We start from the raw sequence: 16,289 nt of genomic DNA, 5'->3' as shown, positions 1-16,289 counted from the left end.
GATATAATTTACACAACCTCCCATACATTACATTCATAGGCAAACTTTCTGATCAAATTTTTGTAATTAATAAACAACCCACTGGCCATTCAAGCCCCATATAGACCATGGCAATTTAAAAATTTTTTCATCACTTTTTTTAATCCATTTAATTTGACATAGTATATTGCATGAAAGCAGTTGTATATAAAAAAAGGGATAGTCACGAGCCTATTTTTTCATAGCCTAACCTACCTAAAATGGAAAAGAAAAATGGCTCACTTCTGTTGCAGTATCACACGTTAAAATCAGGGGAACTTGATAAAACAACCGATCTAATATTAGCATTAGCTGACTTTGATAAAGACATCAAACTAACTCCAAACCCAAAGGAATATGATCTCTAAAAAATGCTAAGGGATTTTATAGAAGGGCCAGTTAACGTTATAGACTCGCTTCGCCTGAGGTTGTAGCTAATGCATCCAAAGGCTGGTCTATATTGCTCACCACTTTATGATCTTCCCCATCTTCTAAAATATCTATTCTGGCCACAGAAGCAATTTTATCATTTTGCCCCAACCGAATCAGTCGAACACCCTGGGTAGCTCTGCCTATAAGGGGCAATGTACTTACTTCAATCCGAATGGCCACACCAGACTGATTCATAATCATCAATTCATCCTGGTTTTTCACCGCATGAATGGCTACTAACTTTCCAGTTTTTTCAGTAATCTGAATGGTTTTCACTCCCTTGCCACCTCTTTTGGTAATACGATAATCTGCCAGTGCAGAACGTTTGCCATAACCATTTTCAGAAACCACCAACACATCTAAATCCGATGTTGGAAAACAGGCCATGCCAATTACACGGTCTTGCTCATGGGCTAGTGTGATGCCCCTAATGCCAGAAGCCACACGCCCCATAGGACGGACATCTTGCTCATTAAACTGTGTAGCCCTGCCAGACTCTAATGCCAATACAATATGATGGGTGCCATTGGTTAACTGTACATCTAATAGTGAATCGCCTTCACGAATTACAATGGCATGAATGCCATTGGCACGTGGCGTAGCATAGGCGCGCAGAGGGGTTTTTTTAATGATGCCTTTCCTGGTACACATCACCACATAATGGGCATCCACATAACCATTATCTTTCAAATCCCTAACCTGAATAATACTACGCACCTGATCTCCAGGAGCTATATTGATTAAGTTCTGTATGGCTTTGCCTTGCGTAGTCTTTTTAGTTTCTGGTATCGTATAAACTTTTACCCAATAGATCTTACCAAATTCAGTAAATATCAACAAATATTGGTGGGCAGTAGCTATAAATAAATGCTCTGTAAAATCATCTTTTTTGGTGATAATACCCCTGGCACCTACGCCACCTCGGCCTTGTAGGCGATAGTCAACCAATGGCGTTCTTTTAATATAACCTTGGTTGGAAATCATGATTACCATTTCCGTATCTGGAATCATATCTTCCATGGTAAATGCATCTGCTTCATACTCCACTTCTGTTCTACGCGCATCGCCATAACGCTCTTTCAGCGCAATCAATTCCTCTTTAATCAACTGCATACGCAGCGATTTATCAGCCAACACTTCGAGTAAATGGTTAATCAGTTTCTGCACCTGCTCGTGCTCTTCTACTATCTTGGCACGCTCTAGACCCGTAAGCCGTTGCAAACGCATCTCTAGAATGGCTTTTGCTTGTACTTCACTCAATGGAAAGGTTTCCATCAATGCGGTTTTGGCTACTTCTGGATCTCTTGAACCACGAATCAAGGCAATCACCCGATCTAAATGATCTAATGCTACCAAATAGCCCTCTAATAGATGAATTTTCTTCTTGGCATGCTCTAGATCAAAAGTAGTTTTCCGGACCAATACTTCATGTCTATGGTCTACAAAATGAACAATGAGTTCTTTAAGGTTTAAAATTTTAGGTCTACCCTCTACCAATGCTACATTGTTCACACTAAAAGAGCTTTGTAGCTGGGTCTGTTTGTAAAGGTTATTGAGGACGACATGGGCAATTGCATCCCGTTTGAGATCATAGACAATACGCATACCCTCTTTGTCTGACTCATCTCGAATATCAGCAATACCCTCTATTTTCTTTTCATTCACCAGCTGTGCTGTCCTTTCTATCATGACCGCCTTATTCACCTGATAGGGTATTTCCGTTACAATGATTTGCTCTTTTCCATTAGCCGTCACTTCAACGGTAGCTTTCCCACGCAATAAGACGCGTCCCCTTCCCGTTTGAAAGGCTTCGCGCACCCCACTATAACCATATATAATACCCCCAGTAGGGAAATCAGGTGCAACGATATATTCCATCAATTCAGAAATGGTTATATCATGATGCTCAATGTAGGCAATAATAGCACTTAATGTTTCTGATAAATTGTGTGGGGCCATATTGGTGGCCATACCCACTGCAATACCAGACGCACCATTTAAAAGCAAGTTGGGCAGTTTGGCAGGCAATACAACGGGTTCCTCTAAGGATGCATCAAAGTTCAACTGAAAGTCAACAGTATCTTTATTAATTTCTTTAATCAGCTCTTCAGAAATACGCACCAACCGGGCTTCGGTATAACGCATCGCTGCAGGTGCATCACCATCTATAGAGCCAAAATTACCTTGACCTTCTATGAGTGGGTAACGGAGTGACCAATTTTGGGCCATACGGGCCATCGCTTCATAAATCGCCACATCACCATGTGGATGGTACTTACCCAGTACTTCCCCTACAATTCTGGCAGATTTCTTATAAGCTTTACTCTGGCTGAGACCTAGCTCATACATACCATACAATACCCGTCTGTGTACAGGTTTTAACCCATCCCGAACATCAGGAAGCGCCCTGGCGACAATAACCGACATAGAATAATCTATGTAGGCATCGCGCATTTCATCCTCTATATTGATTGGTATAATACGATCCGTCGATGTTACATCCATAGGTAGGGAATTAAAAATTTAGGAATGGTTAAAAATACAAATAAAATGAAGAAAAAAGGATATGACATGTGGCAAAAAAGTAGGTTACATGGCTATAAAATATATACACTTTATAAAACCTTGGCTAACCTATTGTAAAATATACAAACATTTACTAGTATAATATTTTGTTGGTTATGCCTAATTAACATAAAGAGTCGCATAGAAAATATGCGAACCTCTATAAGAAGTCTATTAATAAACACCAAATTTATATGTACAGTAAAAAAGTGTATTTATTGCATTTACTGATGCTAGGGGGATGTAACCATGTAGTGCACCAACATATGCATAGTGGCTCACAACGGAGCAATAGTGATTGTGATTCTGTTGTCAGCAGAGATGAGACAAGGAAGTTAGCATATCTTATTTTTAAGTTTACATCTCACAATCAAACTGAATACTTTAAGGACGAGCTAGTTGAAGTACTTATTCAATGTGGAAAAAGAACAAATGTGGCAAGTAAAGACGATCCGGAGGAGGCTGTTAAGTTGTTTCGCGATCTTATAAAGCCTACACTACCTCAGACTATTATTGATGAAATCAGCCATAACCTTATTGGCAGCCTAATTACACATATAAGTATTCCAAAAAGAATGCCCTTCGCCAAGACATGTGCGAATGCCATAGCTGAACGCATTATTCAAATACTGGAAACCAGTCCAAGTGATCGCTCCTTAAGATCTTCTAGCAATGACGCCTTGATAAACTGTAGCTGTATAATTTTTTGCAGTAACCGTTCGCACCACTAGTAAGTATCTATTCACGTCTCTGGCTGGCCGCCTTATCTCCTTCGATAAAAAGTCTGGCCCGATAGTAAATAGCTGAATCGATATCTTTTTCAGCGGGAAAATCGTGAACTCAGCCCGCAAGCGGGCTTCACACAGACGATTTTCTAATCCGCTGAAAAAGATATCGCTCAGGGGTTAGTGTTTTACTAGGCCTCTTGCAAAACCTACTTTCTAATGGCAATTTTGGTGTCGAAGCTTGTCTATGCTCCTCAAATACATTAAGTATTCTGCGGTACTCGACTACACTTCTCCTAAAAATTGCTCATCACAAAGTAGGTTTTGCAAGAGGTCTACTAGAGCGCCATTTTTTTATCGAAGGAGACGCGGGGCTGGTAATGGGTTAGCCTAATTGCTTTTTCAGAAAAACGTAGCCATAGTGATGAATGGATACCAAAAATCAAACCAGCTGTAAAAAGTTGGGGACCTCACTCCTTTTAAAAAATTTAATAATCCAGAATACAGGTTGATATGCAAACTTAAGTTATTTCAAACTTTATAAAACTTTGATTGGTTTGTTGCAAACAAATTAAAAATATATTATATTTTGTTGAAAATCAGTTTATTATATATAAATCAAGCAATAGGTTTGCATTGAATGTGTAAATCTTTAGTTTAGACCTCTTTTAGAAATCTAGTTTTGAAAGAGGTGTATTGTAGACTCATAATTTAAACACCAAATATAGTATATGTATAGTAAAAAAATCTGTTTATTGCCTCTAATGATGCTAGGGGGATGTAGGCACACCATGCCTCAACCTGTGAATGATAACTTAAACCCAGATGAAGTAAAAGAAACGGCCAGTGGTATAGATGTACCTAGGAGCGATTCTACACCGTTAAAGGAGATCACGATCCAGAGTATTATGGATTGCGCTGAGCATACAAATATATTACTAAACAGCAATCGCTCGCAGGACCCCTATGAACTATTTGTTAGAGCAATGCGTACTAAATTTTATTTTCTGCCCGCCAAGGTGGTTAGTGGCTGCATAAAATCTATAAAGAAGGAGTGGATTAACGGTTTGGTTCATAGTATCGATCTCAATGAAGATCAAGCTAGGCTATATGCTCGTTATATAACTGAAACTATAATTGATATTACTATACACAAAGAATAGCCCAGTCTGATAGACAGATACAAATTGTATCTATTCACGTCACTGGTTAATAATGAATTTTATTCCACTTTTTCCTTGATAAAAAAGTGGGCAAAAAAATCAGTATCCATTCATCACTGAGGCTACGTTTTTCTGAAAAAGCAATTAGGCTAACCCATTACCAGCCCCGCGTCTCCTTCGATAAAAAAATGGCGCTCTAGTAAAAGACTAACCCCTGAGCGGTATATTTTTCAGCGGATTAGAAAATCGTCTGTTTGAAGCCCGCTTGCGGGCTGAGTTCACGATTTTCCCGCTGAAAAAGATATCGATTCAGCTATTTACTATCGGGCCAGACTTTTTATCGAAGGGGATAAGGGGCCCAGCCAGAGGCGTGAATAGATACTAAAAACCATTGTGGTGAATAGATACTAAAAATTCACTATGTCTATTCAACTAGCTATTTTTAAAAACAGCGGCTATGGATGCAGCCGCTTAGGATCACGGGGAAAGAGGTTGCTATACCGTACATCTGGTAGCCCCAAAAAATACTTTAACATACGTTCCAGTCCCATGCCAACTCCTGCATGGGGAGGAGCTCCATATTTAAAAGCATTCAAATAATGGGCTATGCTAGCGGGTGCTATACCCAGCTCAGCAACCCGCTGAGATAACTTGGTGTAGTCATGTATGCGCTGTGCACCAGAAAGAATTTCTGCACCCCGTAACATAAAATCATAGGCATGGGTATAACGACCATCATTTGGGTCAACCATCGTATAAAAAGGACGCACAGGAGATGGGTAACGGGTAATTACATATAAGTCTGTATGATATTTTTCTTTTACAATAGCACCCAGTTGCCTTTCCTCTTCCGTAGACAAATCTTCTAATGCCCCCCGCGCTTTGCCGTGGGCCTGCAATAAGACAACCGCCTCGGGAAAGGGCACCACAACCAACTCTGATGCAAAGGTTAATGCAGGCACATCAAAAAAAGATTGTACAATGGAAATTTCGCGCTTATATTTTTCGTTTAATGCCTGAAACAGATCAACCAATAGCTGATATACCAAATGGACTACTTCCATATAATCCTGATCTATAACCATTTCAAGATCAACACCTATAAACTCCGTAAGGTGTCTATTGGTATCAGAGTTTTCTGCACGAAAAACAGGCCCGACCTCAAATACCCGTTTAAAATCCCCTATAATCGCCATTTGTTTATACAGCTGAGGACTTTGTGCCAAGCAAGCAGGCTTGCCAAAATAATCTACCTTAAATACATCTGCACCACCCTCAGAAGCACCTCCTATTAACTTAGGCGTTTTGATTTCGACAAACCCACGGCTACGCAAATATTGCTGTATATAGAAAAGCATACCATCATTGATGCGAAAAATAGCCTGCGCCAAATCGGTACGCAAATCCAATACGCGATTGTCCAGCCGTTTCACATACTGTACCGCATCAAATGATGCCCCCTTGCCTTTTTTCTCTTCTGTAATGGCTGCTTCTTTTAAGGTAATCGGCAAGTCTAAAACAGACCTACTAAGTACTGTATAGCCCATTATAGCCAACTCAATCGACTGTTGCGAACAGGCCAATACGGGGTTTTCAGCAGCATAAATCTGACCAGTGAGTTCAATAAAAGATTCATTTTCAATCTTACGCAACAGATTATAGTCCTCTATAGATAGATGCGTAGGAGTTCCTTCTGTATTTTTTACGAGCACCGCCTGTAAGGTATCGATACCATCACGTACAATCAAGAATAACACCCGACCACAATCTTTCTTAGAAAAGACCCTTCCCCTAACCCTAACAACTTCCTGACTATGGACAACAGAAAGATTTTTTATCTCTGAAAGTGGATACATATGTTTGATAGGCTAATTATAAATTTAAGAGCATCTAATTTGTTTCTGGAAAGTGACAAGCCACCTGATGGTTTGCCTCTTCTATTTTAGTCAATTTTGGATGGATCTGCCTACATTTTTCTGTCGCTTTCCAGCAACGTGGATGAAAGTAACAGCCACTAGGCAACTCCATTGGACTCGGCACATCTCCTTGTAGGATAATCCGCTCTTTATGTTTAGATGGACAAAGCGTCGGTATGGCAGAAAAAAGCGCCCTGGTGTAGGGATGTTTAGGGTTTTTATAGATTTCTGCTGCTGAAGCAGCTTCTACAATTTTGCCTAAATACATCACCGCAACATGATTGGCTATAAATTCTACTACTCTTAAGTCATGTGAAATAAAAAGATAGGTCAACCCAAGTTCTTGTTGCAAATCCATTAAAAGATTGATCACTTGAGCTTGTACAGAAACATCTAATGCAGCAATCGCTTCATCACAAACAATAAAAGTGGGTTCAACGGCTAACGCTCTTGCTATGCAAATACGTTGCCGTTGCCCTCCAGAAAGCTCATGGGGATATTTGTACAAAGTAGCTCTAGGCAGTTGTACATAATCGAGTAGCTGATAAATGCGCTGGATAGAAGCTGCTTTGCTATCAGCCAAATGATGAATCTTTATGGGCTCCTCTAGAACCTGCCTAATAGCCATTCTAGGATTTAAAGCAGCATAGGGGTCTTGAAAGATAATTTGCATTTTTCTCCGTATGCTGCGCATCTGCTTAGCGCTGCAATGGGTAATATCTACTCCATCAAAAATAATACGACCAGCAGTAGGTTCCACCAAGCGTAAAATGGTTCTTCCCAATGTGGTTTTGCCACAACCAGATTCTCCTACTAAACCTAATGTTTCTCCTTTATATAGAGTAAAACTTACATCATTCACAGCAGATACCTGACCAACCGTATGGCCCAAGAGATGATGCTTTACAGCAAAAGTCGTGCAAAGATGGTCGACTTCTAATAAAACTTCCTTATCAGCTTGCATACTCCTACTACTTAATACCATCTTGCAATGGATAAAAACAGGCAACAGCATGGCCAGCATTAACTTCTTGAAGGGAGGGTTTACTGGTTTTACATCGACCTTGTACGTTGGGGCAACGGTCTTGAAAAGAACAGCCAATGGGCAGATCTGATAAGGGAGGCACCACTCCTTCAATAGTACGTAATCTACGAACACCACCAGATAAAGGGGGAATCGCATCCAGTAACGCTTGGGTATAGGGATGGAGCGGTGCATTAAAAACAGCTTTTACTGGGCTCTTTTCTACAATGCTACCACCATACATAACCGCCACCTCATCACATACTTCAGCTACTATGCCAAGGTCATGTGTAATCAATATAATGCCCATATTGTTTTCTACTTGGAGTCTTTGTATCAGATCGATAATTTGCGCCTGAGTGGTTACATCTAAAGCAGTAGTAGGTTCATCTGCAATCAATACAGATGGGCCACAAGCCAATGCAAGGGCAATCATTACCCGCTGCCGCATGCCACCTGAAAGGTGATGGGGATATTCAAGCATCCGCTGATGGGGAGCCGGTATGCCAACTAGGTTTAACAAGGCGATGCAAGCTGCTTTTGCCACCTTTAGAGGAACCTGTTGATGCAACTGAATGGTTTCCATAATTTGTTCACCAATTGTAAAAACCGGGTTGAGTGCCGTCATAGGTTCTTGAAAGATCATAGAGATGCGATTGCCCCGTATCTCTTGAATTTCTTTTAGCGAAAGTTGTAAAATATCCTTCCCTTCTAGAAAAATACCCTGTGCAGTAATGGTACCAACCGGCGGTTCAATAAGCCGCATCAGCGAAAGAGCCATGGCTGATTTACCAGAGCCAGATTCTCCAACAATAGCAAGTGAACGGCCAGAAAAGAGATCAAACGAAACATTATTGACCACTGTGGTCATCTTCTTGCCCGTATAATACTGCGTTATTAAGTTTTTAACTTCAAGAATTTTTTCTTTCATGCTTATCGACCTTTTAACTTTGGATCTAATAGATCTCGTAGTGCATCTGCCAAAATATTAAAAACAAGAACCAGTACAAACATGGCCATTGTGGCAAAAAAAAGCTCCCACCAAATACCTCTCAATAATCCTGCTTTGGCATCACTAATCATAATGCCCCAACTAGGCTTATTCTGAATGCCAATACCCAAATAAGAAAGAATCACCTCATACTTTATAGCGGTTTGGAAGACCAAAGAAAACTGATAAATAATCAAGGGAAGCATATTGGGTAATAGGTGTACAAAAATTTTACGGCCACTGCCAGCACCAATAGCTGAAGCCGCTTGCATATACTCTCTACCCTTATGACGCATTACTTCACCACGCACCAAACGACAGGTTTCTGTCCATTCCGTTATAACAAGCGCGATACAAATCGTCTGCATACCCTTTCCCAGCACAAAGGCAACTACCATCAATAAAATCATGGTGGGAATAGCAGTTACAACAGTATACAGCCAAACAATACATGCATCTACTACTCCACCAAAATAACCGGCTACTATACCCAAAAGCGCTCCAATCACAACCGTCCATAAGGCTACGACAAAGCCTACACGCATGGCTACCTCAGCACCATGCAAAATCTTAGACAGGACACTTCTGCCCAATACATCTGTACCAAAATAATGGATGCTATTAGGTGGTTCATAAGTAGCACCTACCTCTACATGCCAATTAGCTGCCAGCCATCCTATTTTGGTCAATAGCGCTACTAATGCATAACCCAATAAGGTTAGGAAACAAAAAAGGTTGAGTTTGTTACCCAACAAAGCTTTTTTACTAAAACCAAAGGGATGCCACACATTACGTTTATGCATAATCTTCCTATAACTTTATACGTGGATCAACCAAAGTATACAACAGATCACCCACTATATTACACAAGACACTGAGCACTGCAGCTATTATAGTAACGGCTTTAATCGTTGGAAAGTCACAGCAAGTGATCGCATCTATTACCACATTACCTAGCCCTGGTATGCCAAAAAAATTCTCTATTACGACAGAACCAAATAGCAAAGATGGCAAATCTTTTACAAAGGTTGTAATAATGGGCACCATTACATTTTTAAAGACATGTTTAAATAGCACAACTTTTTCTTGAAGTCCTTTTGCCCGTGCAGTACGCACATAATCTTGATAAATTTCTTCCAACATAATGGTTCTATAAAACCGGTAGTGGTAACAAAAATGAAGCAATACTAAAATAATAGTGGGCAACATGATGTAAGGCACGCAGGCTACAAAGCCTTTTGCATACCCCATTATTGGAAACATTCTTAGCTTGCAAGCAAAAAACAACTGGCCAACTAGAATATATACCAATATCGAAATACTGGTCATGATAATGCAAAAAACGACCAAAAGGCGATCCCAAATGGTTCCTCGATATTGGGTCATCCAAAGCGCAACAGTAATCACCAAGCCATTGCCTATTAGAAAAGCAGGTACTGTAACGGTTAAGGAGACCAAGCCTCCTTCTTGAAGTATTTTTACAATCTGTTGTTTGGTCGTCCAGGAGTAGCCAAAATTAAAGGTAAAAGCAGATTTCAAGACCTCCCAGTATTGTATATACCAAGACTGATCTAAACCCAGTTCATGAGCAAGAAGCGAGACTGCTTCTGGTGTAGCATATTTACCCAGTAAAATATAAGTAGGGTCTTCAACGAGCATATTAAAAATAACAAACACGAAAAAAGTAGCCCCTACAATAACCGAAAGCGCATAGAGCAACCTTCTTAAGAGATATACAAAAAGAGATGTCATAAAAGTGGAAGAGGAGTTACCCTTCGTGTAAACCACCTCTTCCATTTAGCTATATAGCTAAAAACAAATCAAAGATTGAAGCTGTATGATACCCGAAGGGAAGATACGAATCGCTTAGGAAACCAGATCACTTAGTTTCCTTAACTTTTGCAGCCATATCCACTGCAATATATTCATCTATGGATGGAGAAAAGCCATTACAAGCTATATTTTTAACCCAATTGTAGTGTACATATTGCTCAGGGACATGCAGTGCATAAATCATAGGTACTTCCTCAGTTGCGATTTTATGCATCTCTAGATAAAGTGCTTGCCTTTCCGCATCATTGGTTGTAGCCATAGCTTTATCAAAGCATTCATTAAACTGGGCATTTTCATAGAACAAGCCACACAACTCCCTATTGCTAAGCACTTGTAGAAAAGTAGAAGGTTCGGGATAGTCTGCTTGCCATGTCAACAGATGCATCATAGTAGCACCTTTAGAAATCTTACTCCAGTGTTCTGCGGGCACATTGGTGACTACCTGCACGTCTATACCAATAGCAGCCATACACTTAGCAAAAAACTCTGCTTTACTTTTAGAACTTGTTCCCACAATAGCATCAAGTGTAATAGTAGGAAGCCCTTTTCCACCTGGATAACCTGCTTTAACCAGATATTCTTTTGCACGTTCGAGGTCATAGCCATAGGATGCAGTCAAACCATTAGGATCCTCCATTAACACAGGTGGTACAAGAGATTGTGCCAGTTGGGCGGTTCCTTTATAGAAGGTTTGGTTATAGACCGCTCTATCAAAAGCCATAGACATGGCTTGCCTCAAATAGGTATTTTGAAAAACCTTATGGCTATGGTTAAAACCAAAAAACTGCGTACTGGTGCTAGGAGACTCTACCAAGGCTAAACCTTTTTTGCTCCATTTTGGGCTCATGACATTATTTTCAACCATATTCAACGCAATACTAGAACCACTAATAGGCGCCATATCGAGTTCTTTACTTTCTATTTTTAAGGAAAGTGGTTGTTCTTCCGTAATAATATCGGTCACCACCTTGTCCACCAAAGGCAACCTTTTACCAGCATAATCGGACAATATAGACTGATATTCAGCATTTCCTTCAGCAGGGAAGCATTTTTCCCTAAAGGAAGGACTCTTTACAAAAACCAATTGCTTGGCTTGTGGATTAAATCCACCCTCTAAGATAAAGGGGCCTGTACCTACTGGATGATTTAAAAACTCAGCACCATAGTGACTTACAGCCTCTTTAGCAACTACAAAAGCGGCCGGCATGGCTAAAAAGTGTAAAAAAGCTGCCCAAGGCTGGGTAAGGGTAACTTCTAAGGTATAGTCATCCAACGCTTTTAGCCCTTCTACCTCTTGTGTATAATCTGGCTGCCGCCTCCATGCGTCCAAGCCTTTGATTTTACCATCCATAAGACCAAAATAAGGTACTATATTTTTAGGATCTGCTAGCCTTTTCAAACTAAAAACAAAATCAGCTGCTTTGAGTATGCGACCTTTTCCATTTGGAAAACAAGGATCATCTTGGAATACCACACCTTGCTTAATTTTAAAAGTATAGACCAACCCATCTGGAGAAATAGAGGGCATGCCTTCAGCAAGGTTGGGCACCAACTGAAAAGGCTTTTTTAAATAATGATAGGCATATAAGCCCTCATAGACCTTACCAACCACCTCTGCAGAATATTTATCACTTACCCGTACTGGGTCAGTACCATTAATAGAGGATAGTGTGACGTTGTTTAACGTAGGGGTGGCCAAAAGCTTCTGCTTTTTTTGGTACTCCTGATAGTAGATAGAAGCAAAAACCCATACAGCCATCAATAATAATATTGTCCGTTTACTAATCATAATGAATTATTTATAATGTTTATAACTTTAAACTTAAAAAAGCTTCAGCAAACCCCAATCACAACAGACTTACCCAAAGCGCCTTGCACCAGGGCTTTAGCTAAACTATCCATAAAACCACAATGAGCACGCAATTTAATTTATTTTACTTTAACAAGCAACCGAATTCAGACATACAGTCTATTTTCACATAATATCAACAGCAGTAGCCGCACGCGCAGCAGGTAGACGAACAGTGCTAACAAGTGCAGCAGCATTAGCAGCAGCATTAGCAGCAGCAGAAGCAAAATCAACAGCAGCACGAGCAGCAGCAACCGCAGCATCATCAACTGTAACAGCAACCACTGCATCAACAGCAGAAGCAGCGGCATCAGCGGCATCGGCGGCAGCAGAGCGACCACGCGTAACAGCAGCGCAAGCACGGGAAACAGCAGCGCAAGCAATATCTGTATGAATGTTAACAGAAGAAATTTTACGCAGATAATTAACAATCTTACGAAGCATAGGGGTTTCACAATCCTTAATAACACGATCATACGCAAGACGGGCGCAAATAACATTAAGAACAGTATCGGCATACGCACAACAAGCAAAAGCAGTAGAAGAAGCAGCATGCGCTACATGGGCATAGACAGCAGCAGCAGAAGCAGTGTTAGAAGAAGAAGCAGCATGAGCAGAAACTGTACAAGCAGCAAGGTCATAAAAAGCAGCAGAAGACGCATTACTAGAACCAGAAGCACGCCTTATACAATCAATAGTTTCAATAGTATGAGCAGCATAGGAGGCATAATCAGCAGCATCGAAACGATAATCAGCAGCAGCACAAAAACCGCCACCAGCAGCAGTAGCAGCAGCATAGGCAGTAGAGGCAGCAGAAGCAGCAGCAGAACGCATATTACTATTAACCGCATGCATAGCAGAGCAAGCAATAGCGGCAGCACGATCAGAAGCAGCAATGGCAGCATGCGCAGAAGCAGCAGCAGAAGCATAAGCATACTCAGCAGCAAAAGATAGATTAGAAACAGCGTGGGCAAAATTAGCAGAAGCATAGGCAACAATATAAGCAGCCCAACTATAGGCCAAAGGCGTAACAGGAACGCCATCACCACGCATAACGCAAGCACAAGCAATATCAGCCTTAGTACGCCCAACATTAGCACGCTTAACAGAATCAGCAGCCGCACGATACGCCTCCTTAGCATTAGCAGCAATCATGCGAGCAGCAACAAAAGAACCAGGAAGGAAGTTGCTCGCATAAACGACATTGCCATAACCATCTGGTGAAAATACCCATTGGCCAAGAAGCTTGGTATTAGACCTAGCGTCAAGAGGACGATAAACATTAGTGGGTGGACTTGACCTTCTACCCAACAAATAGTGAAAAGGGTTTAGACTGTGCTTAACCCCAGTATTACAGCCACCCAATGTTAGTAAAAGTAAATACCATAAAAATTTTTTTTTATAGCCCATGCCCTTACTCAAGTATACGTTTAGCGTTACACAGCTAAAAGTAGCTGCAATCAACTCTTTTCTTCTATTGTTTTATACCTAGAAATAAAATATTAAACAATAACACTGATAATTTATCAAAAATTTTCTCAAAAATATAACTTCATAGAGGAACATTGTGTGGACGTCACTTTGGGGGGCTTTTTTTTACAATACCTTTATGGCTACTACGTATAAAAGAGAGGATCATTGCTTTTTCTTGGGTATGGTTAACCTGTTTATCCACCTCTTCTAATGCCAGCGGTAATAATAACTGGCTTTGATAAATCAAACGATAGATATGGTATATACCATTGCATTGTTCTTTAGTAAAGCCATGTCTTTGTAAGGCGACTAGATTAATGCCACAATAGCGCAATGGTTCGCGTGCTACTTTAATAAAGGGGGGTACATCTTTGCGCACAATACTTTTAGAAGCGACCATACTATAGGCCCCTACTCGCATGAACTGATGCACCGCTGCCATACCGCCTATTACAGCATGATGGTGGAGGTGTACATGACCTGCTAACTGTGCTGCATTGGTCACAACCACATGATCTTCAACGATACAATCATGGGCTACATGAACATAAGCCATAAGCAATACATGAGATCCTATAACCGTATTGCCAAAAGTACCTCTATTAAGGGTAGCAAATTCACGTATAACCGTATGGTCTCCAACTTCTACATAAGTTTTTAAAGTGGTTGTTTTACGATCCTGTGCAGGCGCTCCAATAACTGCACCTGGAAAAATCTGACAATTTTTTCCAATACGGCTTCCAGACATAATGGTCACATGGGGCCCTATATAGGTTCCATCCCCTACGACCACATCTTCCTGAATCGTTACAAAACTGCCTATGGTTACCGCTTTCCCCAGGATAGCACTAGGGTGGATATCAGATTGTTTCATGTTGCTTGACAATTTGAGCCAATAAGACTGCCTCACACGCCAACTGTTCACCAACAAAAATGCGTCCTTTCACCTTTGCAATGGCTACTGACTGCTTTTCAGTAGTACTAAATTTGATATCTGCCAGCAATGCACAATGCAATACTAAAGTATCTCCAGGCACCACCATACGGCGGAATTTACAGCCATCAATAGCAAGAAAATAGGTTAGATATTGTGCCGGATCTGGTACCTTATGCAACAACAATATACCACCAGTTTGTGCTAAGGCCTCTACTTGTAGCACGCCAGGCATAACAGGGGTTCCGGGAAAATGGCCTTGAAAAAAGGGCTCGTTTATCGTTACATTTTTCACTCCAATCACATAGGAATTACCCAACTCCATGATTTTATCTACCAATTGAAAAGGATAACGATGGGGCAACATGTTACTGATCTGCTTTACATCAAAAAGTGGTTGGGCTTGCAGATCACATATAGGTGCTCCTTTTTGTTCTTGTATCCATAGATGGCTTTTTAAAGCAGCTACAAAACGTATATTGGCGCCATGGCCAGGTTTATGGGCAATAAGCTTCCCTTGTAAGGGCTTACCCAATAAGGCCACATCACCGATCAGATCTAATAACTTATGACGGGCTGGTTCATTGATATAGCGTAAACAAGATGAACTAGACGGATCAGGTGTGACCACATTTTCAACCTGCCTACCAGACAATTGGGCAACCTGCTCCAACCATTCTGTAGGATCGGTATGATCAGAGAAAATAACTGCTTTGGTAGGATCGCCTCCCTGTAGCAACCCCTTGTGATACAAAGCAACAATTTCATCCAAATAGGTAAAAGTACGCGCAGCAGCAATTTCTTCTTTAAAATGGGCTAATGTAGAGAGGTTGGCATATTGATGGCCAATCGGCCACCTATTATAGGCAATGGTCACCTGCAAGTTATAATCGGTATCGGGATAGACTTCATAATGGCTACCGGTATCAGGGTCATCATAGACAAATTTTTCTTTGAGTTTAAAAAACTTTCGTGGTGCTTCCTGCGGCATCAGCCCTGCTTCTAATAGAAGCTCTACAAAAGCCAATGCACTACCATCTAGATCGGGTACCTCTGATCCATCTAGTTGTATACAAATATTATCGACTCCTAACCCTACAATTGCCGCCAACAAATGTTCTACAGTAGCTACCTGAACTTGCTCTTTTTCAAGCGTGGTACCTCTTTCTACTGCAACTACATGGGTTACAGATGCCTCTATGCAAGGCTGACCGGGTAGATCTACTCGTTGAAATTGTATACCTGTGTCAATAGGCATAGGCGTGAATGTGGCCTTAACCTTTTCACCCGTATGGAGGCCAATGCCTTCAAAGCTAATGGTACGTTGAATGGTTTGTTGTTGGCGTTGCATTATATAAATCCCTTT

The 16,289-nt window shown here is 40.8% G+C and carries 13 protein-coding genes; 3 read left to right on the top strand and 10 right to left on the bottom strand.

From position 1 onward, the window contains the following. Positions 1 to 239: 239 nt before the first annotated feature. Positions 240 to 386: a hypothetical protein gene (locus AAHM81_RS03750; RefSeq protein WP_342265168.1), complete on the top strand. Its 147-nt coding sequence runs from the start codon at positions 240 to 242 to the stop codon at positions 384 to 386. A gap of 37 nt (positions 387 to 423) precedes the next feature. Here AAHM81_RS03750 and gyrA read toward each other — a convergent pair whose 3' ends face one another. After that, a complete protein-coding gene (gene gyrA / locus AAHM81_RS03745) occupies positions 424 to 2,955 on the bottom strand; it encodes a DNA gyrase subunit A (RefSeq protein WP_342265167.1) in 2,532 nt (843 codons plus the stop codon). 254 nt (positions 2,956 to 3,209) lie between these two features. Between gyrA and AAHM81_RS03740 the strand changes: the two genes are divergently transcribed. Together AAHM81_RS03740 and AAHM81_RS03735 are read left to right on the top strand one after the other, a co-directional pair. Continuing rightward, the gene (locus tag AAHM81_RS03740) at positions 3,210 to 3,746 is read left to right on the top strand and encodes a hypothetical protein (protein ID WP_342265166.1); all 537 of its coding nucleotides are present in this window, start codon (positions 3,210 to 3,212) and stop codon (positions 3,744 to 3,746) included. A gap of 725 nt (positions 3,747 to 4,471) precedes the next feature. After that, positions 4,472 to 4,903, top strand: coding sequence for a hypothetical protein (locus AAHM81_RS03735; RefSeq protein WP_342265165.1), 432 nt, complete (start codon positions 4,472 to 4,474; stop codon positions 4,901 to 4,903). Between the two features lie 455 nt (positions 4,904 to 5,358). On the opposite strand, the gene aspS is transcribed toward AAHM81_RS03735, so the two are convergent. The 9 genes from aspS to AAHM81_RS03690 form a co-directional block, all read right to left on the bottom strand. Continuing rightward, a complete protein-coding gene (gene aspS / locus AAHM81_RS03730; RefSeq protein WP_342265164.1) occupies positions 5,359 to 6,759 on the bottom strand; it encodes an aspartate--tRNA(Asn) ligase in 1,401 nt (466 codons plus the stop codon). 34 nt (positions 6,760 to 6,793) lie between these two features. Further along, entirely contained in the window at positions 6,794 to 7,783 is a 990-nt protein-coding gene (locus AAHM81_RS03725) for an oligopeptide/dipeptide ABC transporter ATP-binding protein (protein WP_342265163.1), read from the bottom strand. A 7-nt stretch (positions 7,784 to 7,790) separates the two neighbouring features. Further along, positions 7,791 to 8,774: an ABC transporter ATP-binding protein gene (locus tag AAHM81_RS03720; RefSeq protein ID WP_342265162.1), complete on the bottom strand. Its 984-nt coding sequence runs from the start codon at positions 8,772 to 8,774 to the stop codon at positions 7,791 to 7,793. Positions 8,775 to 8,776: 2 nt separating this feature from the next. Then, positions 8,777 to 9,637, bottom strand: a complete 861-nt coding sequence (locus AAHM81_RS03715; RefSeq protein ID WP_342265161.1) for an ABC transporter permease — start codon at positions 9,635 to 9,637, stop codon at positions 8,777 to 8,779. A gap of 7 nt (positions 9,638 to 9,644) precedes the next feature. Next, the gene (locus AAHM81_RS03710) at positions 9,645 to 10,586 is read right to left on the bottom strand and encodes an ABC transporter permease (RefSeq protein WP_342265160.1); all 942 of its coding nucleotides are present in this window, start codon (positions 10,584 to 10,586) and stop codon (positions 9,645 to 9,647) included. Positions 10,587 to 10,713: 127 nt separating this feature from the next. Next, complete coding sequence (locus AAHM81_RS03705; protein ID WP_342265159.1) at positions 10,714 to 12,456, bottom strand: ABC transporter substrate-binding protein; 1,743 nt, start codon at positions 12,454 to 12,456, stop codon at positions 10,714 to 10,716. 186 nt (positions 12,457 to 12,642) lie between these two features. After that, positions 12,643 to 13,827: a hypothetical protein gene (locus AAHM81_RS03700; RefSeq protein ID WP_342265158.1), complete on the bottom strand. Its 1,185-nt coding sequence runs from the start codon at positions 13,825 to 13,827 to the stop codon at positions 12,643 to 12,645. A 265-nt stretch (positions 13,828 to 14,092) separates the two neighbouring features. Beyond that, positions 14,093 to 14,863, bottom strand: coding sequence for an acyl-ACP--UDP-N-acetylglucosamine O-acyltransferase (gene lpxA / locus AAHM81_RS03695; protein WP_342265157.1), 771 nt, complete (start codon positions 14,861 to 14,863; stop codon positions 14,093 to 14,095). Then, on the bottom strand, positions 14,850 to 16,274 hold the full coding sequence (locus tag AAHM81_RS03690) for a bifunctional UDP-3-O-[3-hydroxymyristoyl] N-acetylglucosamine deacetylase/3-hydroxyacyl-ACP dehydratase (protein ID WP_342265156.1): 1,425 nt from the start codon (positions 16,272 to 16,274) through the stop codon (positions 14,850 to 14,852). The genes lpxA and AAHM81_RS03690 overlap by 14 nt, the downstream gene beginning before the upstream one ends. Positions 16,275 to 16,289 lie beyond the last annotated feature (15 nt).

Origin of the sequence: Cardinium endosymbiont of Philonthus spinipes (genome assembly GCF_964030745.1) — a bacterium.
Taxonomy (GTDB): Bacteria; Bacteroidota; Bacteroidia; order Cytophagales; family Amoebophilaceae; genus Cardinium.
This window is presented reverse-complemented; position numbering and strand designations above follow the sequence as displayed.

Coding starts and splice junctions, on each gene's coding strand:
- AAHM81_RS03690 (WP_342265156.1), bottom strand. CDS start 16,274: ATGCAACGCCAACAACAAACCATTCAACGTACCATTAGCTTTGAAGGC.
- AAHM81_RS03740 (WP_342265166.1), top strand. CDS start 3,210: ATGTACAGTAAAAAAGTGTATTTATTGCATTTACTGATGCTAGGGGGA.
- aspS (WP_342265164.1), bottom strand. CDS start 6,759: ATGTATCCACTTTCAGAGATAAAAAATCTTTCTGTTGTCCATAGTCAG.
- AAHM81_RS03705 (WP_342265159.1), bottom strand. CDS start 12,456: ATGATTAGTAAACGGACAATATTATTATTGATGGCTGTATGGGTTTTT.
- AAHM81_RS03725 (WP_342265163.1), bottom strand. CDS start 7,783: ATGCAAGCTGATAAGGAAGTTTTATTAGAAGTCGACCATCTTTGCACG.
- AAHM81_RS03710 (WP_342265160.1), bottom strand. CDS start 10,586: ATGACATCTCTTTTTGTATATCTCTTAAGAAGGTTGCTCTATGCGCTT.
- AAHM81_RS03720 (WP_342265162.1), bottom strand. CDS start 8,774: ATGAAAGAAAAAATTCTTGAAGTTAAAAACTTAATAACGCAGTATTAT.
- lpxA (WP_342265157.1), bottom strand. CDS start 14,863: ATGAAACAATCTGATATCCACCCTAGTGCTATCCTGGGGAAAGCGGTA.
- gyrA (WP_342265167.1), bottom strand. CDS start 2,955: ATGGATGTAACATCGACGGATCGTATTATACCAATCAATATAGAGGAT.
- AAHM81_RS03750 (WP_342265168.1), top strand. CDS start 240: ATGGAAAAGAAAAATGGCTCACTTCTGTTGCAGTATCACACGTTAAAA.
- AAHM81_RS03735 (WP_342265165.1), top strand. CDS start 4,472: ATGTATAGTAAAAAAATCTGTTTATTGCCTCTAATGATGCTAGGGGGA.
- AAHM81_RS03715 (WP_342265161.1), bottom strand. CDS start 9,637: ATGCATAAACGTAATGTGTGGCATCCCTTTGGTTTTAGTAAAAAAGCT.